We start from the raw sequence: 21,764 nt of genomic DNA, 5'->3' as shown, positions 1-21,764 counted from the left end.
CTCACAGCGTAAGTTTCTAGGACTGAGTGTTGGTGTTGGGTTTTAGGTGTTGGATTTTAGGCTTTTAGGTTCTGGGTTTTAGGTGCTGGGAACTCACCCACCCATTTCTACCTTGTCTATCCATCTACCCATCTACTCATTCACCCACCCACTCTTTAAACCAAGGGCAAGCAATTGTGCTTTGGCTTTTTGAATCGATTCATGCCACTCGCGCTCTGGATCGCTGTCGGCTACAATTCCAGCTCCCACTTGTCCCCAGACGGTTTGTAATGTCTCGGTTTCCTCACCTGAGGAGGAGTTAGACGGTGCCATGAGCAGGGTGCGAATCAGAATATTCAGGTCGAGATGTCCCCGCTGATCGAGATAGCCACAGGAGCCATAAAACAAGCTGCGCCGTATGGGTTCCAGTTCTTCGATGATTTCCATACAGCGGACTTTGGGGCAACCCGTGATCGTTCCGCCAGGAAAAACGGCCCGGATTAAATCAATGGCATTGCGATCGCACTTTAGATCTCCAATCACATTACTCACCAGATGCATGACGTGGCTATAGCGCTCCACAGTGAGTAACTCATTCACCTGCACCGAACCCCAATCGCAGACTCGGCCCAAATCATTGCGCTCCAGATCCACCAGCATAATGTGCTCGGCATTTTCCTTGCGATTCTGAAGCAAGACTTGCTCATAGGATTGGTCTTCCTGAATCGTGGCACCACGGGGACGAGTACCCGCAATCGGACGAGTTTGCGCCTGTCGTCGTTCAAGTTGAATCAGGCGCTCGGGGGAACAACTGACAACTTCGCCCCAGGGAGTCCGCCAGTAACTAGCAAAAGGAGACGGGTTGATTTGCTGGAGCTGACGATAGATTTCCCAACCCGTTGCTTCGGTCGTCAATTCAAACCGCAACGACAGATTCGTTTGAAAAATGTCACCCGCTTGAATATAAGCTTTGGCCTGCCGGACGGCAGCTTCATATGCAGCTTGGGACGTACCAAAGCGCAAAGTTGAGACTTGCCGAGCTTTGAATGAATGAGCCGGAACACGATCCCCTAAGAATGGCTGGGCTTGATCCCATTGGTCAAGCCGCTCTTCTAAATCACTGAACTGCTCGGGATCAGTGACAGCCAGCCACAACTGCTGCTGCGCGTGATCCAGTACCGCGAACCACTCCGGTTCATACCAGTACGCCACCGGAAACGGCAGCGGATCAGTGTTTAAGTTGGGCAAGCATTCAATTTCCCAGGCCAAATCGTAGCCGAGCCAGCCAAGCCAGCCACCTGTGAAGGGTAAATCCGGCTGTATCTCAGTTTTAACAGCAGTTGCAGCCGTCATCAACCGCTGCTGTAGTGTATTCAGAATATCGCCAATTGCAGGTGTCCACAGCTTTAACTGACCAGCATCTCGACGCGGCGGGCCAGCGCAGATGGACATGCGGGTCATCGTTTGTACCGCATCCACTGCTTGCTGATCGGCAGGTAAGGGATAGGGACTTTCGAGCAGAGTTGCGATCTCAGTTTCCGGCGGCACCAAAGCGACAAACACATCAGAGCCCGTGCGCTGTACCAAAGGGTAGGAACGCCAGTGCCAAGGCTGTAAAGATGCTGTCTCCGCTTTTTTTTCCGATGACTGATTGAGTAATGGCTTCAGGTTTTGATCCAACGTTTGCTCTGGTGCCGTCACGCTCCACTACCCCACACGAAGCGTCCACCAATCAGCAGAACTAGGCCCAATATGGCTAACCAGTCTAGCCACTTGAGCCGCAAGCGATGCCACACGACGCGATGCTCATTGGGACTGGTAAAACCGCGCACCTGCATCGCACTAGCGATTTGCTCCGCTCTCAGCAGTAAGTTTTCTAGAATCCGCTCCACGACCATGATCCAGACCTGAGCCGCACCACGCAGCCCTAACTTTTTCCAGTTAATGGCCCGTGTACGAATGGAGCGCACCATGTTTTGCACTTCTTCCAGCACCAGCGGAATAAACCGCAGCGACAGCGTCAGCGTCAGTGCAATTTCCGTAACCGGGATGTTAAATCGTCGCAAGGGACTCATCAAGCTCTCCAGTCCCGCCGTGATTTCTTCTGGGGCCGTCGTCAGCAGGAAGAGGTTGGTGCCATAAATGAGGGTAAACAGCAGCGTACTGACGCGAATCGCCAGCTCCAACGAGCGCCGATTAACCGTCACTGGTCCCTGTTGAAACAGCACATACTCATATCCGGTTGCAGGTGGCAGCGTCAGCGAATCAGATACAACTTCAGGATGAAGAAAATTCAGCTCCATGTTAGGCAGTCGAGGCTGATGGCTGACGGCTAGCCCATCCGGTGCGATCGCAGTTAGCAAAAACACTAAGCCACCCACAAACAGCAGCCAGCCCATCTGCTGCCGCCAAACCCGCAGCGGAATCCGGGCGCTGATGGTTAAAACGATTAGCACAACGACCAAGAAAATGCGCCATTCTGCATTAGCCAACACTGGCGTAATCAGAAAGCTCATCAGCCAAGCCAGCTTAATCCGAGGATCAAGCCGATGCAGCCAGCTTGTCGGCTGTTCCAAATAAAGGCCAATTGGCAGCGATCGCAATAAGTCCATGCCCGTCGTATCCTATACTCGCGTCGCGCGGTTTGCACTACCTCGCTCCACATCTCTCGCCTTCTTACCCCGCCACAGCAGGCGAATCGGTGTACCTTCAAAGCCCAGCGATTCGCGGAACTGACGCTCAACATAGCGGCGATAGCCATCCCCAAACAGCTTCGGATCGTTGACGAATAGAGCAATCGTCGGTGGCTGGCTGGTAACTTGAGTGCCGTAGTAAATTTTGCCCTGTTTGCCCTGACGAGTCGTGGGCGGCGTGTGCCAGCTAATCGCGTCTTCCAGAACTTCGTTAATCACAGACGTTGAGATACGCTTTTGATGCTGTTCCGCAGCGGCATCAACCAAATCGATAATTTTTTCAACCCGCTGTCCCGTTAGGGCGCTGACAAAAATTTTCTCAGCCCAGCCAACAAAATAGAGCTTAGACTCAATCACCCGCTGAAAGTCATAAATGGTGTGGGAATCTTTCTCCACAGCGTCCCACTTGTTGACGACGACGACACAGGCGCGACCTTCATCTTCAATCCGTCCGGCCAGCTTTTGATCCTGTTCCGTTACACCATCTAAGGCATCAATCACTAACAGCACCACGTCAGCCCGACGGATGGCCTTAAACGAACGGTTGACGCCAAAGAATTCTGGCCCATACTCAACCTGCTTCTTGCGGCGAATCCCAGCTGTATCAATCAGGCGATAAATCTGGCCCTTTCGTTCTACCGTCATATCAACCGCATCACGAGTTGTACCCGAAATCGGGCTAACGATAGAGCGGGTCTCTCCCACAAACGCATTCAGCAAGCTCGACTTACCGACATTGGGCCGACCGACGATCGCAACTTTGATTTCTGGATCAACGGTGACTTCATCCGCCGATGGCAACCGCTCAATCACTTTATCTAGCAAGTCGCCCGTACCGCTGCCGTGAATGCCCGAAACGGGATAGGGTTCACCCAATCCCAACTCCCAAAACTGAGCGGCTTGAGTTAAGCCCTGTTCTGGCGACTCGCATTTGTTCACCGCTAAAAACACAGGAACAGACTGCTGGCGTAGCCAATCTGCGATCTCTTGATCCAACGCCGTTGGCCCAGACTGTCCATCTACAACGAAGATCGCGACGCTGGCTTCCTGTAGTGCAGCCATCGCCTGTTCGCGAATGTGGGGCAAAAACTCGGAGTCATCATCAAATACGAGTCCGCCCGTATCAACTACCATAAATTCGCGATCTTGCCAGTAAGCGGGTCGATACATGCGATCGCGAGTAATCCCCGGTTCGTCAAACACAATCGCATCTTGCACTTCGGCAAAGCGATTAACCAGGGTAGATTTTCCAACATTTGGACGACCAATAATGGCCACAACAGGCAGCGGCACGGCGACCTCCTAGCGAGCGCTTAAATATGAGCAGGAACCGCGTTATCAGCAGTTTCCATATCCGAAACGATCTGTCGGCTGCACTAGAAAACAACAACGGCGGAGTTCCCATTGTATCGTGTCTACCTAGAACCTCGCTGTCTTGTCTGTCATTGTTCGCTTGCAGTCGAATTCGAGATTAATGTGTCGATTAATTCAATAAACTTTATTGGAAATAAAGTTTTTGGGGTCGGAAATTGTTTTGTAGCGCGGCGGAGCCGCGCTACAAAACAATTTCCGATAAAGTCTAATACATGGTAACAAGGTAGCGTCGTGATTTGGTTACCATCAATCTCCCTCTAAAATCGCCTAAGACACACTCCGCAACGCTTCCTGCGCTTCTTTGCGTAAGCCTGACGAAATCCGAAACAGCTCTTGCCCAGTATGCAAATAGCTGTCGTCATAGTTCATTGTGAAACGCTCTAGCTCTTCAATGCCATCCTCAAGCTGATTCATGCAGTAATAAAGATGGACCGCCACACTGGCCACTGTACCCGGATTCGGCATTGACTGGAAAATGCGCTGGGCATCTTCTAGCTCATGGCGACAGTTCTCCAAATAAGCCTGAAATCCTTCCATAAGCTCATCATCAAACGGATCGGCTGATAGCTCTCGAATCTGAGATCGCAGTGGTTTCACAATTCGATTGACACGTTGATTCACAGGCCGATACACCTGCTTAATCCACTGATCAAACTGGGCATCGGCAGCATAGCTGCTCTGACGCCGCTGTTGATAGTGAGCCTGCATATCTGCCGTTCGCTGCTGACGGCTACGCTTAGACGTATTGGTCGCAAATCCTGCGGATTCAAGCTGGGCCGACTGCCAACGATGGCGATCATATTCCGAACGCCGAGCCGGATCGCCCAACACTTCGTAGGCCGCGTTGATCTGCGTAATCCGGTCATGGTCAGAAAACTGGCTTTGGGTGTCCGGATGAAACCGCTTGGCCAAGCGACGATACGCTTGGCGCACCTCAGCCTGCGAAGCCGAATCTGCAATTTCTAACGTCTGATAATGATTAGGGAGTGACATGATGACTACTTTTGCTGCGAAAAGTCCCAGCACCGAACTGGAGCTGATGTTCTAGCCTTCCAGCCTGCAACATCACCCCTTGTTTATTAGAACGCGAATTATCCGAATCAACAATCTTGACTTTAGCGAGCAGTCTCGCTAGTGGGCAGATACCGGAGCCGCGAGTTCTAAATCTTGAAACAGTGGCGTACTCAAATACCGCTCGCCAAAACTCGGCTGCACAACTACAATCAATTTGCCGCGATTCTCTTCGCGACGACCCACTTGAATTGCAGCGCAAAGTGCAGCCCCACTGGAAATTCCAGACAGTAAGCCTTCTTCTCGTGCTAAACGGCGGCCATATGAGATCGCATCGTCATCAGAGACAACTACAACTTCGTCAATCAGCTCAATCTTGAGCACATTGGGAATAAATCCAGCGCCAATGCCCTGAATCTTGTGCGATCCGGGCTTACCACCTGATAACACCGGACTGCTAACAGGCTCAACTGCGATCGCTTTAAAGCTCGGTTTACGAGATTTCAGCACCTCGGCTACTCCCGTGATCGTTCCTCCTGTACCCACTCCAGCTACTAAAATATCCACCTGACCATCTGTATCATGCCAAATTTCCTCTGCAGTTGTTTTGCGGTGAACTGCTGGATTAGCCGGATTCTGGAACTGCTGCAGCATGTAAGCATCAGGTGTATTTTCAACAATCTCCTGTGCCCGCTGGATACATCCCGCCATGCCCGCCACACCAGGAGTCAACTCTAAATGAGCACCATAAGCACGTAACATGGCTCGTCGCTCAGAACTCATTGTTTCCGGCATTGTCAAAATAAGCTGATACCCTTTTGCCGCTGCCGCCATTGCCAACGCGATTCCCGTATTGCCTGATGTTGGCTCTACTAACGTTGTTTTTCCTGGAGTAATCAATCCTTCCCGCTCTGCTGTCTCAATCATGTTGGTGCCAATCCGATCCTTAACAGAAGCAGAAGGATTCATACTTTCCAGCTTCATCACGATCTGAGCGACACACCCCTCTGCTTGAGGAATTCGATTGAGCTGAACAAGTGGAGTTTGACCAATTAATTCTGTAATATTACTTGCAATTCGCATAAGGAATCTTTGGGTTAGATGGACTAGATATAGTACATAATGTCTTGACGCTGTTTAGCATCGCGTTTTTCCGCTAAATCCTTTAACGTGTACTTCTGCAAAACAGCCTCCGTTGACTGAATCACCTCTTGCCAGATGTCGCTGATCAAACTGCACTCAGTCGTCTCACTAGCTGCCTGCCTCTCTGCGAATTTAGCCTCATAACCTTCAATACAACTAACGATATCTAATATCGTGATGGTCCAGGGTTCACGCGCCAACAAATAGCCTCCCTTCGCTCCCCTTTGGCTACGGACTAAACCAGCGCGCCGTAATATAGCCAAAAGTTGTTCTAAATAGCGATCAGGTATGTTTTGCTGTGCAGCAATTTGACGAATTTGAACTGGTTCGCCTGTTTCGTAATGTGTTGCCAACTCCATCAAAGCTAAAATCGCGTATTCGCTCTTGCTCGAAAGTTCCACCCGTGAGCACCAGTTACTGTCAATAATAATTATTTATGAAACCCAGTTTAGGAACTAGCTTATTTTGTGCAATTCATACACCACCTGCATTGCACAAAATAAGCTAGTTCTCGTCAACGGATTAGATGTTAGACATTAGTATATCCCGGTTCCCCACTGGGGATTGCAGGATTATCATAAGACTTTGCCAAAATTTGCAACAAAAAAGCAGCCTTGTCATAGCAAGGCTGCTTTAAACGTTTAGCTAATCTCACACTTAGAGATCAGTAAACTTTAGAATGTGAATGTTGTTCGCAAAGAACCAATAACAGTATCTTCATTTTCTGAAGAATAGAACGGATTGATTACCCAAATAACACCAGGGGTGATTGAGATGTTATCGGTTAGCTGGTAATTATAGAACGCTTCCACTAAGTATTGCTGATCCAAGCTGTTGATACCATCAATAAAGCTTAGACCAGGACCGAAGCTTGGCAATTGACCACCATAAATTCCTAACAAGTTGCCTTCTCCACCAAGGTCTCTAAATGCTAGGGTTGCATTCCACGACCAAACGTCAAAGCTACCAGTTTCAAGCAGAATAGCATCAGTGAAGCTTAGACCACCACCAATTTCAACAGAACCAAGCTTAAAGTTGACTTGACCTGCGAAAGTGTTGCCAACAGTTCCACGCGGTGCTGCCAGAGGAGTCAAGCCACCGTTAGAGGTATACACTCCATCAAAGACCAACCCAGAAGGATCGTCAATTCCAGGAATTAAACTATTGCCAGAGTAACTATGCACATAAGTCAGAGCACCGTCAATGGAACGAGACGTGTACGTAAGCTGCCCAACAGCGCTGTAATCGCCATTAAACAAACCAGCTCCTTCGCTTGGATCAGTCCCTTCTCCAGCAGTGTAACCCAAATCTAAACTGAGAGCAGGGCCATCCTCATCTTCAGATCGAGTCAAGAAAATGCTTGCCCCAGCCCCTACATCGCCGTAGTCAAACAAATCATACTGAATTGGGCCGCTGAAGTCGTTTAAACCACCATTACCAGAATCATCAAGTGGGCTAATCGTTGATCTTACTAAATCATCTACACCTAGGCTGTTTGCACCGACTATAACTGATGTTCGGCTTCCTAAACCAAAGCTGTAGAATAAATCATCAAGAACAATATCACTGCTTTCTCCGGTTCCAAACGAGAACCCTGTAGGGTCACTAAAAAGCGCGCGTTGATCACGAGCTTGTAAACGAGTTTTTAACTCGTCATTACCAGTAAAGCTAGTTATTAAGTTCAAGCGAACCCGATAGCCGAATGCAACCTCTTCCTCATTAGCGACATCAACAGGAACATTAGATGGAACGAAGGTCGCATCAAAGTTATTTTCGTCACCCAAACCGAAAAGAGCGGTTCCAACATCTTCTGCTGGAAGCAACCCTACAAAATCTTCATCTTGCCCACCACCATAAACGTTGAAGATAACTTCGCCCTGTAGTTTTGTGGTAGTGGAGAACTGGTTAGCTTCCAACTCAAGAACACGAGACTCCAAAGAATCAACGCGGCCACGGATGACAGCTAAGTCAGCAGCAAACTGGTCTTGCAACTGACGAATGGTTGCAAGATCTTCTTCAGTTACTCCACCCAGACCGGTAATTTCAAGAATGCGATCCAGACATGCGTTCAAACCAGCGGCAAACTCATAACGAGTCATAGCCCGGTTACCGCGATAGGTTCCATCGGGATAACCTGCGATACAACCATAACGCTCAACTAGTGACTGGAGAGCCTGGAATGCCCAGTCAGTAGGCTGAACGTCGGAAAGCTGTGATACAGAGGTCACCTGAGCAACACTGTTGCTTCCCTCTGCACTATATTCATTAATCTGCTCAAGAGAGGTAACGCTGACAGAGCTATCTACAGTAGCTTCCTGTGCAACAGCAGATCCAGAAAATGCTAGCGCTGCTCCCAACAAAACTGGGCTGGCCAGCAATGACTTCCAAATTACTTTTGACATATTATCCTCACACCTGTTTCTAAAGAGACTAGGTTACACAATCGAACATTGACGTGGCGGCTTTGCCGCTCCCTATCTCAACACGCTGTTTCGTTAATCAAGAGCTTAACTTTACAAATACGATTCTATGGTTCGAGCCGTATTACTAAGTTTAAGATGCTTGACGGATACAGCATAACTTCACACTCCGAATTCATCTTAGCAGAAGCACTTGGAAACGAGTACCCTTTGAACATAAAGATTTTGCGGTGATAAACCATCACATTTATGAATCTCAGGCAATCCTAGACGGTCTAAGTAATGGGATGACGCAGATTGCCTAAGTGAAGAGCCAAGTGGTGAGGTTGCCGTTAAGTCAGGCTAGAGATGGTTTGAGCTATGGCGAAATCAGCTTCAGTCAAGCCACCTGCATCATGTGATGTCAGCGTAATCGTTACTTTGTTGTAGGAAATTGAGAGATCGGGATGATGTCCTGCGGTTTCGGCTGGCTCAACCAGCTTGTTGACAAATGCGATCGCATCTACGAAACCATCAAACGTCTTCGTTGTTTGAATCGTTTGCCCCTCTTGAGTCCAACCGTCTAATTTACCGAGCTTATTTGTCACTTCTGCTTGAGACAGTAAGTTAGCCATATTTGATAGACCTCAAGAATTTGCGTCTTCACTTACTCTAGCGACAATAGAGGTTGAGTTCCACCTACTATCATCTATAGGCTGACAGAAGAGTAGAACAAGAAAAAAAGCCCTTTAAAAGACTATCCGCTCCCATCCGGGGAAAAGCTTACAAAAGCAAACTCTTCGTTGGATGGGAGCGGTGTAGCGGATCAACAGGTTGACCAGACTGCCGGAAGGAACTCTAGATTAAACTCAGAACTCGCTCCGAAGAGGAAATCGTTGTTACTTCCTAGAGAACAGCCCCGGCACACAGCCGGCTCAATTCAACCTGATGACCCTTGCGTTTACTACTATCTTGCATGGGCATCACCTCCTTAATTCTTAACGGTTGTTGTTCGAACAACATTATCTGTTTACAGGCTTATCGGTACGATAGCACACCTAAATTGGAAACGGGGGAAATACAAATTTATTCCTCGGGGAAAAGTGGGAAACATCGTCTCGCATTACCTTTCGCAGCAAAGTTAAAGATTGGGAGAAAGAGAGCAAGGGAGCAGAGGAGACGTTTACGTAGAGACGCAGGCTCGGCATCGCGATATCGACAGCAAACTGGGGTGTGAAATCTGAAAAGGGGGTGTGATCTGCCGGATCACACCCCCTCTATTTAAAGTCCTTTAACGTTTAGAGTTTCTAGCGTTTAGGACTGTAGCGTTACCCACTGATGCTTACAGCGCATTACCGCGAGGTAGTACTTCCTCAGGGAATACAAAGCTTTCGTGGGGTTGGTCTTGCGGGGCCATCCAGGCACGGATACCCTCGTTCAGCAGGATGTTCTTGGTGTAGAAGGTCTCAAACTCAGGGTCTTCCGCAGCTCGAACTTCCTGACTGATGAAGTCATAGGCCCGCAGGTTCAATGCTAGACCTACAATGCCAACCGCACTCATCCACAGACCCGTCACGGGCACAAACAGCATGAAGAAGTGCAGCCAGCGCTTGTTGGAGAAGGCAATACCGAAAATCTGCGACCAGAATCGGTTCGCGGTCACCATCGAGTAGGTCTCTTCCGACTGGGTCGGGTTGAACGCTCGGAAGGTGTTCGACGAGTCGCCATCTTCAAACAACGTGTTCTCAACCGTCGCACCGTGAATTGCACACAGCAGTGCGCCGCCCAGGACACCAGCTACTCCCATCATGTGGAAGGGGTTCAATGTCCAGTTGTGGAAGCCCTGTAGGAACAGCAGGAAGCGGAAGATGGCCGCCACACCGAAGCTCGGTGCAAAGAACCAGCTCGATTGGCCCAAGGGGTACATCAAGAAAACGGATACGAAAACGGCAATCGGCGCAGAAAATGCGATCGCGTTGTACGGACGTACGCCCACCAGTCGAGCAATCTCGAACTGTCGCAGCATGAAGCCAATCAAACCGAAGGCACCGTGCAGCGCTACAAAGCTCCACAAGCCGCCGATTTGACACCAGCGTACGAAGTCACCTTGAGCTTCAGGCCCCCACAGGAACAGCAGGGAGTGTCCCATGCTGTCAGCGGGTGTGGATACCGCGACGGTCAAGAAGTTACAGCCTTCCAGGTAGGAAGAGGCTAGACCGTGGGTATACCAGGAGGTAACGAAGGTGGTGCCGGTCAGCCATCCACCAATCGCCATGTAGGCGCAGGGGAATAGCAAAAGACCAGACCAACCAATAAAGACGAATCGGTCGCGCTTGAGCCAGTCATCGAGGACGTCGAACCATCCTCGATTGGCCTGCGCCCGTCCCATTGCTATGGTCATAACGGGATTCTCCAAAAATTATGTTTACAAATGAGTTCTCTTCGAACTCAGCAAACGCGCTTAACCCTAATTATTATGATGTCGCGAAAGATGAGTAGAAGTTTACTTTTCTTTACTATATTGAATTATATGAATAGAGCAAGGATTTTTCATCCCTTTTTTAGGTTTTTCACCACATTTATCTCGAAAGGGCTATACGCCAATGGTTGCAAAGGATTCTGATATGTCTCTATCGATAGGCTGGATGAGTATAAATACCGATACACATTGATTCGCCTTTGTCCACATAAATATTTCTGCGCCAACAAAATTCGGGATTAATCATGCCTGAGTTAAGCTGCAATCTTGTCTGAAAAACCAGTTCCTGACCCATTGAATTTAAGAATTGAACCTGGTTTTCTCATTTTTCTGGTTGCCAGATGGAAAAACAAGTTGTGGTGAGGTGCGATCTCACATCTGCAAGCTATTGCTTATAAGCTGTCGCTCCGTTATTAGATTTAGGTGTCGGGTCAACTCCCCAATGCGTTAATGAACGCGCTAATGTAGTTAGGGCATAGTTTTTACTCATTTTGAGCAAAACCAGCCAAATTCCAACCCCAAACTCATCATCATTATTCGTACTGACGCGACTGTTTTTATGGTTATTATCGACATCACGCTGAAGAATACACCCGTTACGCTATCCATACAGCGGGAAACGGTTGAAGGGGCTGAAGCCGTTTACGGTGAAATCATGGCAGCTCTCAAGTCAGGTGATCCGACTGTTGTTGAACTAACGTGCGATCGCCAAAAAGACAAAAAAGTTTGCATCCTAGTTAGCCAAATCTCAGCAGTGCAAATGTCTGAGAAGTCCGGTACGGCAGCATCATCTGGTCGCCCACCCGGCTTCTTCGCGCTGGCTTCTGAATAGACCAGCTCTAAATGCTAAATAACCTGTTGGACAACGAAGACTAACGAAGACTAACGAAGACTGCTGTGAATCAACGTTATGAGTAATGCGATATCTCCTCCTGCTATTGCCATCCGCAATCTGACATTTCGCTGGAGCAATGGCAATGAGGTATTGCATGCGTGCTCCTTGGAGGTGCCCAAGGGGCAATTTTGCATGTTACTGGGTAGCAACGGAAGCGGTAAGTCAACTTTGCTGAGACTCTTAGCTGGTTTGCTCTCGACCACGGCAGGTGAAGTACAGGTTGATGGGCCAGTTGGATTTGTCTTTCAAAATCCAGATCATCAACTGGTGATGCCTACGGTGGGTGCTGATGTCGCATTTGGACTGGTCGAAGAGAAGCTTTCGTTTCTTGAAATTCAGCAGCGGGTGGATGAGTCGCTGGATGCTGTCAACTTGGCGTTTTTGAAGCGCCGCCCGATTTATGCCCTCAGCGGTGGACAAAAGCAGCGGGTTGCGATCGCAGGTGCGATCGCACGTCATTGTCAGGTGCTTTTGCTCGATGAACCAACGGCACTGCTCGATCCGGACAGTCAATTAGATTTGGTCGCTCGCGTTCGTGAACTGGTCAAAGAGCGTAATCTAACGGCACTGTGGGTCACGCATCGCCTAGATGAACTCGATTATTGTGATCAAGCCTATCTGCTAGAAAAAGGGAAAGTTGTTGATCATGGTGATCCGCAGCGGCTAAAGCAGCGATTGCTCAAGAGCTGAGTTCAAGAGCTAGTTGACAATTAAGTTGAAGATTAAAGGGACGAGGAACGAATCTGTTGAGGTTGGGGATGATTTACTTTTAGGATCATGCCTTCTCGCGCCATCACGGCATTGGGTAGGCTGGCCTGAATGTTCATTTCGATCTGATCTAGCTGATCATCATGTTGATAAGGATCATGATAAAACAGGACTAACTTGCTAACTTCAGCGGTTTTTGCCAATGTGATGGCTGACTGCCAAACCGAATCGCTAACAGTCTGGGTCAGATTCAAATCGTAGTAGGCGTGATCGGCGTAGGTGCCATCGTAGATTAAAACATCTGCAGTTTGTGCCAAATACAGCAGATTTTGATCTACGTCTTCGGCAGCATGATTGGTATCGGTGGCATAAACCAGCGAATGATCACCCCAGGTTATTCGATAGCCTAAAGCGCTGTTCGGGCGATTGAGCGAAATAGTCTCAATCATCACATCACCAATCGACAGGACGCTTCCAGGTGAAATATTGCAGAACGATAGGTGCGATCGCATCATTTGCAGCGGCGTCGGAAAATTAGGGCGCAGCATCTGATCGGTCAGCCGCTGCTTAATCGAAGCTCCATTGGGTGCGGTGGCACCATAGATTGAAAATCGGTTGCCTTCAATAAAAGCAGGGATAAAAAAGGGGAAACCCTGAATCCGATCCCAATGGGTATGGGTAAAAAAGATGTGGGCCTCGACTGGCTGAGGTTGATTGAGCAAGTGCTTTCCTAAAACCCGTAGCCCTGTTCCACCATCAAAAATCAGCCTATGCCCGCCTACAAGTACTTCAACACAGGCCGTGTTACCGCCGTACCGGACTGTTTCAACACCGGGGGTTGGAATACTGCCGCGCACGCCCCAAAACTGAACTGTAAAGGGAGTAGTTGAATTATTCGCTAGCGACGATGATTGTAATGCTGTAAGGGAGTCCGATCCTGCCATGTTAGATTAAGCCTAGTGAAACACGTCAGCACTACCGTTCATGCTGAAGCTGACAAATCGTACATCAATTCATTCAAGTCCGCATACAGGAAACCGATTATTTCATGAAAAACTGATACCGCAGACCTTTCACGAAATGATCCTGGGGTTTCCACTGGACTTGATATTAGTCATAGTACCCAGACTAAGCCTGGAGTTATTATTCGTTGCACCCTTAACTCGGACTTTTTACCGGAACTTGTCATTTGTTCCTGAAGAAAACCTTTAATTTCTAACTACACGGGACAAGATGCGATTCCCGGTCAAATCATAGTGAATTAGAAGAATTAAAAATAATCGGGGTTAATCTGCGATCGCGCAACTCAACTGATACTAGCATTTCTGACTCTGTACCCGGCAATACCTTTCCACCTAGTGCCGTCAGATTTTAGGCAGTTGCTGACTTGGACGGTTATTGAGATCCAAATAGTGACATAGTTCAAACTTTAAATTTTTTGTGAAGCATATTCGCTGGCATGCTTTCCTAGATGACAAAAAGGCCGTCTACCATCAAAACACGTGGCAAACGGCCTCTTCTAATCTAAATTCGTACTACTTACTTGACTGCTTTGATGCACTCGTCAATTAGAGGCTGTACGGCATCAAGGCCTTTCCAGCCCAAAATTTCGGTTACTTTCTTCTCAAGGTTTTTGTAGGTTTTAAAGAATTCAGCGATTTCATCCAGCCGATGCTGAGCGATATCATTTAGTGATTTGACATCTTTAAAGCGCGGATCTTCGGTGGGAACGCACAGCAGCTTCTCATCGCGATCGCCACCGTCAATCATTTCCAGCATGCCAATCGGACGAGCCGCAATCACGCAGCCGGGAAAGGTCGGCTGATCCATGATCACCATACCGTCGAGCGGATCGCCATCATCGGCCAGCGTATTGGGGACAAAGCCATAGTCATAGGGATAGGCAACCGACGAAAACAGTACGCGATCTAAGATAAAAGCTCCCATGTCTTTATCAAATTCGTACTTGTTTTTGCTGCCGCCCGGAATTTCGATCAGCACGTTCAGTACGCCGGGTTCTGGCTGGGCAGGAATTCGCGATAAGTCCACAACAATCCTCTCTGCGATAAATCCAAAAACAATAGGTTAAGTCATACTAAATCTGACCCAAAAGACTCCTAACACCGTAGGGTGGGCAGTGCCCACCAGCCCTAAATTGGTGTCATTAATGAGGAGTTGCTTGCAGATTGAGTATGGGGGCTAAGTCCTCTCCCCGAATAGCATTGTAGGAGAAGATGGTGAACCCCTAGCCATTCTGTTGTCGATAACTCCGGATTAGGGATACGTTCAATCTATTTTTTGTAGGTTGGTAGAGAGCTTGTGAGACCCAGCAATCCCTTAAATCGTCGGGTTTCGCATTGCTCAACCCAACCTACACGCTACACAGCCTATCTGCAACCGTTAACGTTATGGAGGGCAAATAGCCATTTGCCCCTACCAAACTTACGAGACCCAATCTATGCAGCTATTTATCGGTTAGATAGGTATAGCGGCTGAGGTTGTCTTCGTAGTGCTGGAGCAGCAGTTGCGATTCTTTGAGGGTGATTTGCTTATCTTGCAGCGCCCGCTCGGTTTGCAAGCGAATGCTTTCGATCAGATCATCGGTGTTGTACTGCACATAGCCCAGCACTTCTTTAATGGTGTCGCCGCGCACCACGTGCTCAATTTTGTAGCCCTTGGGCGTGAGCTGAATATGAACGGTATTGGTATCGCCGAACAGGTTGTGCAAGTTGCCCATGATTTCCTGATAGGCACCACCTAGAAATAAGCCCAGATAGTACGGCTCATCGGGTTTCAGCGGATGCAGCTCAAGCACAGGTTTCACGTCGCGCAGATCGATAAACTGATCGATTTTGCCGTCGCTATCGCAGGTTAAATCGGCCAGCGTGGCGCGACGAGTCGGTTCCTCGTCCAGCCGATGAATCGGCATGATCGGGAAAAGCTGATCGATCGCCCAGCTATCGGGAGCCGATTGAAAAACGGACAGGTTGATGTAATAAATCGAGGCCATTTCCTGCTCTAGCTCTTGCAGCTCGTCCGGCACGTAATCCTGCTGGCGCACAATGTTCAAAATCTTTTCGCAGCAGGCCCAGTAGAGCCGCTCTGCTCGCGCCCGTTCCGCTAGCCGCAGGTAGCCGAAATTAAATAGGCTGGTGGCCTCATCTTTGAACTGAACGGCGTCGTGGAAGGTTTCCTGATAGTTGTCGCTGTTGATCAGGTGATAGGTTTCGTGCAGGTTGCGAATGATCAGGTGTTCACCACCCTCCAGCGGGTTCGGTTGATAGGACACCTCACTGGCACTCAGCACATCGAACACTAAAACGGATTGGTGAGATGCGATCGCACGTCCGCTTTCGCTAATCAGGGTTGGTACAGGTAAGTTACGCTCAGCACAGACTTCTTTCACCTCGATGACTACATCATTGGCGTAGTTCTGCATACTGTAGTTTTTGGAGGCTCGAAAGTTGGTTTTCGAGCCGTCATAATCCACGCCCAAGCCGCCGCCGACATCGAGATACTGCATGTTGGCTCCCAACTGGGCCAATTCAACATAAATTTGGCAGGCTTCTCGCAGCGCGTCTTTAATCACGCTGATCGACGAGGTTTGTGAGCCAATATGAAAATGCAGCAGTTGCAGACTGTCCATCATATCTGCCGCTTGCAGCATTTCGACCGCTTGCAGCATTTCGGCAATCGTCAGGCCAAATTTAGCCCGATCGCCGACCGAGGTACTCCACTGTCCAGTTCCCTTGGAGCTAAGCTTGGCTCGGACACCGACGACGGGACGAATATTGAGCTTTTGACTGGCTTTCAGCACCAGCTCCACCTCTTCCATCTGCTCAATCACGATGATTGAGAGATGACCCAGCCGCTGGGCCAGCATGGCAGTTTCGATATACTCCTGATCCTTGTAGCCATTGCAAATCAGCAGGCTACCCGGCTCGGTCAGTGTCGCCAGCGCAATCATCAGTTCGGGTTTGGAACCTGCTTCTAGACCAAACTGGTGCGGACGACCAAATCGAACAAAATCTTCCACCAAATGGCGCTGCTGGTTACACTTGACCGGAAAGACGCCCCGATAAATACCGTCATAGTCGTAACGTGCGATCGCTTTTGAGAAGCAGGCATTCAGGCGCTCAATCCGGTCTTCCAAGATATCCGAAAAGCGAATCAGTAACGGCAGCGACAAGTTGCGCTGCTTCAGGGCTTCCACTAAATCAAACAGATCAATCGAACCACCCCGATCGCCTTGTGGCGTGACGATGACATGACCCGTCGAGTTGATCGAAAAGTACGGTTCACCCCAGCCTTTAATTCGATAGAGAGCCTCACTGTCTTCAATTGTCCAAGCTCGCTGTTCTGACGGTTTATGGTTGACCTGCTGGGCTGCCCGCTGTCCATTTGCCTGATTCTCTGTGCTGCCCGATTCCATGACTGACCTTGGATTCATCGATCACATGCCCTCTACTTGCGTCTCACGTTTGTCTTGTCACATCTTGCACCTTGCCCGTTGAGAACCCGGAGAGGTTATTTTGCCGCCGCGATGTGGCAGCAAAATAACCTTTTTAGATTTTGGTGCAAGATCTAGGTCTTCTCACATCTTGCACTAAAACCCAGAAGCGTTCTTGGTTTGCACGATACAAGATATAAATATCCAGACGCAGTCTATCGTATCTGTTTGATGATGCGTGATGGGCGAGTGCGATTGATCAGTGTAGGGGTTGGTAGCGTGGGAGAGTAGGAGGGTGGGAGAGTAGTGGATTAATTACAGATAAAGTTCCTCTGCGCCTACTTTCGTCACGGCTAAGAAGAAGAATGAAATCGCACCATTTTCCGTCACAACTTTCTCCGTAATTTCGGGTGCTTAAATATCAAGAGTTAACAGCGTACCTGTGGTATTCACGGCGGTGAAGCCAGGGTGAAATTGATACGCTGATGGAGCAATATAGGTTTCTACCCTCTAGATTCATGAAAGTCGCCATCTCTACCCCCACCTCCAGTCCAAGCCGCTATGCCCCCGATTTTGAGCTGCCGGGAATTGACAACTCGGTACACCATTTGGCTCGCTATCTGGAGCGATTTCGAGCCGTTTGCGTGGTGTTTATTGACTGTCACTGTCCGCTAGTGCGATCGCAGTTGGAATGGCTCAATCAAGTGCAGCAGGATCTGCGTCAGCAGGGAATTGCCCTGGTTGGCATTCACTCCAATACCTATATTTCAGCTCAACTTGAACTGAATCACATGAAAGCGTTTGCCTCGGAACATCAGTTCGATTTTCCCTATCTGCATGATGCCACCCATGAAGTTGCTGAAGGTTTTGGTATTGAACCTGCTTCCCAGATCCACTTGATTGACCAAGACGGGATTCTTCGATTCAGCAGCACGCTTGAGGCAGGTAAAGAAACGGATGAAACCGTAACCTGGCTGAGTGCGTTGAAAAGTGCGATCGCACAGCTCCTCACGAAGAGTTAATCAACTGATTCGCAACTAATTTACAGTCTGCCAGTGACCGTGAATAAAAAGCCGTTCTCCTGGAGCGAATCGCCTTCCGAATTAATATCGGTGAGCGGAATTCCCCAGTCGAGCCGCATGGACAGCCGATCGCTGAATTGCCACAGAATACCTAGCCCAACTGACCACAGCTCATTGGGACTTGGATCATCGCGATCGCCATTATTCCAGCCGATGCCGTAATCGACAAAGGGAGCAACTTGAATCAAGCTGTCCCATTCCGGAATTCGCGCAATCGGATAGCGCAGTTCAACCGACGCAAAAACGCCGTTATCGACTAATAGCTGATCTTGCCGATAGCCCCGCACGCTGCCTTGTCCACCAACGCCAAACTGTTCAAGCGATAGCAGTGAGTCGGTTGCTAGCTGAGTGTTGATCCGAGACAGCAGCAGGGTATCTTCTCTCAACAGCCTCACCCACTGAGCTTGTCCTTGCCACGCAAAAAAGCGGCTATCCGGTTCACCATCATCGCTGACGCTGGCATCAAACCAGTCTGTCCCCAGGCTAAACTGCGATCGCAGGGCTAAAACCTGAGCGGAACCTCGCCTTGTCCATTCCTGTGTAAACCGCAAGGCAGACAGCCGCGTTTCCCCCTCCTCATTTGACCCAGCGATGGGAAACGCCAGTTCTTCGTCAGTGCCATCGGGCTGAAACGTGGTTTTCGAAAACCGATTGGAGAAGATTAAGCCCAAGGCAAATTCTTCACTAGGCGTTTGATAAAGTGGCTGCCGCACCGACAGTTCCCAGGTTTCAGACTCGGATTCAATATTGAGGACATCAAAATTTTCGTCGATGACTTCGCTATTGGTTGCACTGTAGAGGATGCCAACGGTGCCGTTGCGCGGGTTGAATGGCACCGTGTAGTCAAAATCCCAGGTGCTGCTGCCGTTGGTGCGACTATAGCTCGCACCAAACCCGTCACCAATGCCAAACACGTTAGCTTCCCGTACCTGAAACCGCTGTCGGAAACTGCCAACGCTGGGCGAGCGCCCGTTATCTAGCGTGCCGATCACATCAAACGTTGAGGCTGGCGTTACCTGCACGTTGAGGATACTTTCCCCGGTGCGGGTGCCTGCTGCTAACTCAACTGATAGGTTTTCAATCAGTGGGTCAAGCTGGAGGAGCTGTAAGCCCTCTAGCAAGTCATTTACATTTAGCGGGCTGCCTGCCGCCAGTCTAATGCGGCTACGCACGTAGCTAGGCTGTAGATGGTTCAGTCCTTCGACGTTGATTTCCGCCAACTCGCCTTCAATCACCTGAATGGTCACTACTCCGTCATCAATCACCTGACCAGCCGGAATAAACGCGCCAGAGGTGATATAACCGTCATCAATGTAGCGCTGGGTAATTGCCGAGCGGACTTCCAACAGTTCAGTAAAGGTAATCGGTCGTCCTGTATAGGGCTGAGTAATATCCTGGAGTTCGTCTTCATCGTAGACGGTGCTACCAATCACCTCAAATTGACTCACCTGAATTTGATCCGGGATTTCAAGTCCAGGTTCAGTGGAGTCTGGCAAAACATCGGATGGTTCGATCAGATCAGACGGAGGTGGTAATGGCTCAGGCGTCGGAGTCGGTGTAACTTGCTCAGGAATTGGAGCTCGATCAATAGGGGGTGGGGTAATGGCGGGTTCAATCGGAGGGGGAAGGGTCTCTTCTGGCGGAACGCGATCAATGGGTGGAGTTTGGGCTTGGGCGGCGGGCGTCAGTATGAACCAGCGTCCCCATGAGCGATATTGGTCGAGCAACTGAAGTTCGGCACTTGAAGATGAGGCTGACGGTGGATGAAGCGTACTGGCCTGTGGAGAAGGCAGAACCAAAGCCCCTAAGACAAGCGATGCGAATGCCCACGTGCGGCAATTATTCATGGGAGACAAGCGTTTGGTGTTGATAATTGGTGCTGATAAAAGTCCGTGAAAGAGACCGTTAATTTGAGCCACAATCTAACTCTTATTATTTGGTCAAAGCTTAAAATACCGCCGAATTCAGCAAACATCAAGCTAAAGTTGCGATACGTTGCGATCGCAGCTTGCCCATAGCGCCAACTGCTGAACTTAGGCCATTCTAGGAAAGAATGACGCCATACTCCCATAGTGACATGACTCCTGATGCTGAAATCATTGCAAATACTGACTTTAATACGACAGCTCAGACGGCAGCCCAGCAAATAACTAAACGACCCTGTTCTCTAACATTAGGCCAAAAGCGACTGCGGTTAATGGCAATTTTAGACGCAGAATTGGCCAAGCGAGCAGTATTTGAACAGCGATTGCAGCAAGATGTAGAATCCAGCTCCTCTGAATCTAATTCTGCGGCGATCTACCAGCAGTTAATTACCAAGCAAAATCAAGTCATTGCCCGTTTGGAGCGGCGCATCACCGAGCTAACCGATCAACTGGAAGGCCCGGAATTGCGGCAGCGGCTCAAACAGGTAGAAGCAGCATTGACGCAGGCAACTCAGATGATTAAGCAACTGAAGCAAAAGCTGCAAGCTAATGAAAGTATGCGATCGCAGGCTGAGGTGGAGATCAAGCTGCTCAATCAGCAGATGCAGGATCTGCAGGAACTCAACGACAACTACGTCAACCAAATCGCTATTTTAAGCCTGCATGAGCGCCAAAATGATGAAGACCACGCTCATACGGTACTGGCAATTTCACGACAGCTAGCCAAACACGGCTTGAATCTTCCAGCCAAAGCCTGCATCGCAACGTTTGATTGTGATGTGCTAAACGGTGGAGCATCGTCTGAATTTGTGGCTGGTGACCGCACAGACCGCCACTATACCGATAACAATGTCGATCAAGATGTCGATAGCAATCTAGACAGTCGCAGTACAAGTGATACAAGCGGTACAAGTCATGATGATGAGCGGTTTGTCGCCGATGCTCGATTTGACCAGACCATTTTTTCTGTGCGATCGCGCCAGAATAACCAAACTCAGATCCTTTCACTAGTGATTAACTCCATTGCACCGGATCTAGATATTGCACCCATTGAGATCAAGCTGACTGAATTTGATCCTCAGACACAGCAGCCGATAACTAAAACGCTCAAAGGATTTGCGACCGCAAGCGCCATTACAGCGGCTGAAACCTTTGCTGCAATCCATCGCCAACTTAGCCCAGCAGAGTCATAAACCAAGCCACATGATTTATATTGTTTCAGCTATGGAAAATATCAGTCTATGAGAAATGTGGGAATACTAAGCTCAAGCAGGTCGTTGAGGCTAGTACGCTATTGCCGCCAATCCGGACAATTGCTGTCTTGTTGCCAGCCAAAAGGGTGCATGCCACAAACGAGGATGCTGCGCCGATCACGGCTAGTTCCGTAAGCAATACCATGATAATTGGCACAGCCTCGGCAAGCGGCTGGGCGGCTGGGGGTACTATTACTAAAGCCAACTTGCGATCGCAAAATCTGTTGCTTACTCTGCAATCGCTGCCAGCGTCGGTAGCTGTGCTGTCTCAGAATAGCGTTGGCTCGTCTGAAGGGATCGGTTACATCAGACATCTTGAGTAACTATATGTAAGTGACTGTGCGTAAGTGATGGTGGGTGGCTGTAAATGAAG

The 21,764-nt window shown here is 49.1% G+C and carries 18 protein-coding genes; 4 read left to right on the top strand and 14 right to left on the bottom strand.

Annotation, left to right across the window (positions count from 1 at the left end; all coding sequences use genetic code 11):
* Positions 1-132: 132 nt before the first annotated feature.
* The 9 genes from AC286M_RS17090 to psbD all read right to left on the bottom strand — a co-directional run bounded on the left by AC286M_RS17090 (position 133) and on the right by psbD (position 11,000).
* Complete coding sequence (locus AC286M_RS17090) at positions 133-1,680, bottom strand: anthranilate synthase component I (protein ID WP_488205535.1); 1,548 nt, start codon at positions 1,678-1,680, stop codon at positions 133-135.
* Positions 1,677-2,591 (bottom strand): energy-coupling factor transporter transmembrane component T family protein, encoded by a 915-nt coding sequence (locus AC286M_RS17085; RefSeq protein WP_488205534.1) that lies wholly within the window; start codon positions 2,589-2,591, stop codon positions 1,677-1,679. The genes AC286M_RS17090 and AC286M_RS17085 overlap by 4 nt, the downstream gene beginning before the upstream one ends.
* A 12-nt stretch (positions 2,592-2,603) precedes the next feature.
* Positions 2,604-3,965: a ribosome biogenesis GTPase Der gene (gene der / locus AC286M_RS17080; protein ID WP_488205533.1), complete on the bottom strand. Its 1,362-nt coding sequence runs from the start codon at positions 3,963-3,965 to the stop codon at positions 2,604-2,606.
* 348 nt (positions 3,966-4,313) lie between these two features.
* On the bottom strand, positions 4,314-5,039 hold the full coding sequence (locus AC286M_RS17075; protein ID WP_488205532.1) for a J domain-containing protein: 726 nt from the start codon (positions 5,037-5,039) through the stop codon (positions 4,314-4,316).
* A gap of 138 nt (positions 5,040-5,177) precedes the next feature.
* Complete coding sequence (gene cysK, locus AC286M_RS17070; RefSeq protein WP_488205531.1) at positions 5,178-6,140, bottom strand: cysteine synthase A; 963 nt, start codon at positions 6,138-6,140, stop codon at positions 5,178-5,180.
* Positions 6,141-6,163: 23 nt separating this feature from the next.
* Positions 6,164-6,601 (bottom strand): RrF2 family transcriptional regulator, encoded by a 438-nt coding sequence (locus AC286M_RS17065; RefSeq protein ID WP_488205530.1) that lies wholly within the window; start codon positions 6,599-6,601, stop codon positions 6,164-6,166.
* A gap of 273 nt (positions 6,602-6,874) precedes the next feature.
* Positions 6,875-8,602, bottom strand: coding sequence for an iron uptake porin (locus tag AC286M_RS17060; protein ID WP_488205529.1), 1,728 nt, complete (start codon positions 8,600-8,602; stop codon positions 6,875-6,877).
* A gap of 350 nt (positions 8,603-8,952) precedes the next feature.
* A complete protein-coding gene (locus AC286M_RS17055; RefSeq protein ID WP_488205528.1) occupies positions 8,953-9,234 on the bottom strand; it encodes a 4a-hydroxytetrahydrobiopterin dehydratase in 282 nt (93 codons plus the stop codon).
* Positions 9,235-9,941: 707 nt separating this feature from the next.
* The gene (psbD, locus tag AC286M_RS17050) at positions 9,942-11,000 is read right to left on the bottom strand and encodes a photosystem II reaction center subunit D2 (RefSeq protein ID WP_488205527.1); all 1,059 of its coding nucleotides are present in this window, start codon (positions 10,998-11,000) and stop codon (positions 9,942-9,944) included.
* A 637-nt stretch (positions 11,001-11,637) separates the two neighbouring features.
* Here psbD and AC286M_RS17045 point away from each other — a divergent pair.
* Both AC286M_RS17045 and AC286M_RS17040 read left to right on the top strand, forming a co-directional pair.
* A complete protein-coding gene (locus tag AC286M_RS17045; RefSeq protein ID WP_488205526.1) occupies positions 11,638-11,910 on the top strand; it encodes a UPF0367 protein family in 273 nt (90 codons plus the stop codon).
* A 78-nt stretch (positions 11,911-11,988) separates the two neighbouring features.
* Positions 11,989-12,663, top strand: coding sequence for an energy-coupling factor ABC transporter ATP-binding protein (locus AC286M_RS17040; protein WP_488205525.1), 675 nt, complete (start codon positions 11,989-11,991; stop codon positions 12,661-12,663).
* A gap of 32 nt (positions 12,664-12,695) precedes the next feature.
* Here the strand turns inward: AC286M_RS17040 and AC286M_RS17035 are convergent, their stop codons facing one another.
* The 3 genes from AC286M_RS17035 to speA all read right to left on the bottom strand — a co-directional run bounded on the left by AC286M_RS17035 (position 12,696) and on the right by speA (position 17,131).
* Positions 12,696-13,625 carry an MBL fold metallo-hydrolase gene (locus tag AC286M_RS17035; RefSeq protein ID WP_488205524.1) on the bottom strand — a complete coding sequence of 310 codons (930 nt, stop codon included), beginning with the start codon at positions 13,623-13,625 and terminating at the stop codon, positions 12,696-12,698.
* 595 nt (positions 13,626-14,220) lie between these two features.
* Positions 14,221-14,730 (bottom strand): inorganic diphosphatase, encoded by a 510-nt coding sequence (locus AC286M_RS17030; RefSeq protein WP_488205523.1) that lies wholly within the window; start codon positions 14,728-14,730, stop codon positions 14,221-14,223.
* A 415-nt stretch (positions 14,731-15,145) separates the two neighbouring features.
* Entirely contained in the window at positions 15,146-17,131 is a 1,986-nt protein-coding gene (gene speA, locus AC286M_RS17025) for a biosynthetic arginine decarboxylase (RefSeq protein ID WP_488205522.1), read from the bottom strand.
* A 518-nt stretch (positions 17,132-17,649) separates the two neighbouring features.
* Between speA and AC286M_RS17020 the strand changes: the two genes are divergently transcribed.
* Entirely contained in the window at positions 17,650-18,153 is a 504-nt protein-coding gene (locus AC286M_RS17020; RefSeq protein ID WP_488205521.1) for a redoxin domain-containing protein, read from the top strand.
* Between the two features lie 20 nt (positions 18,154-18,173).
* Here the strand turns inward: AC286M_RS17020 and AC286M_RS17015 are convergent, their stop codons facing one another.
* Entirely contained in the window at positions 18,174-20,012 is a 1,839-nt protein-coding gene (locus AC286M_RS17015; RefSeq protein ID WP_488205520.1) for a ShlB/FhaC/HecB family hemolysin secretion/activation protein, read from the bottom strand.
* A gap of 278 nt (positions 20,013-20,290) precedes the next feature.
* Here AC286M_RS17015 and AC286M_RS17010 point away from each other — a divergent pair, with 278 nt between their 5' ends.
* A complete protein-coding gene (locus tag AC286M_RS17010) occupies positions 20,291-21,331 on the top strand; it encodes a hypothetical protein (protein WP_488205519.1) in 1,041 nt (346 codons plus the stop codon).
* 98 nt (positions 21,332-21,429) lie between these two features.
* On the opposite strand, the gene AC286M_RS17005 is transcribed toward AC286M_RS17010, so the two are convergent.
* On the bottom strand, positions 21,430-21,705 hold the full coding sequence (locus AC286M_RS17005; RefSeq protein WP_488205518.1) for a hypothetical protein: 276 nt from the start codon (positions 21,703-21,705) through the stop codon (positions 21,430-21,432).
* Positions 21,706-21,764: the final 59 nt, after the last annotated feature.

Source organism: Thainema salinarum CENA647, from assembly GCF_057732415.1.
This window is presented reverse-complemented; position numbering and strand designations above follow the sequence as displayed.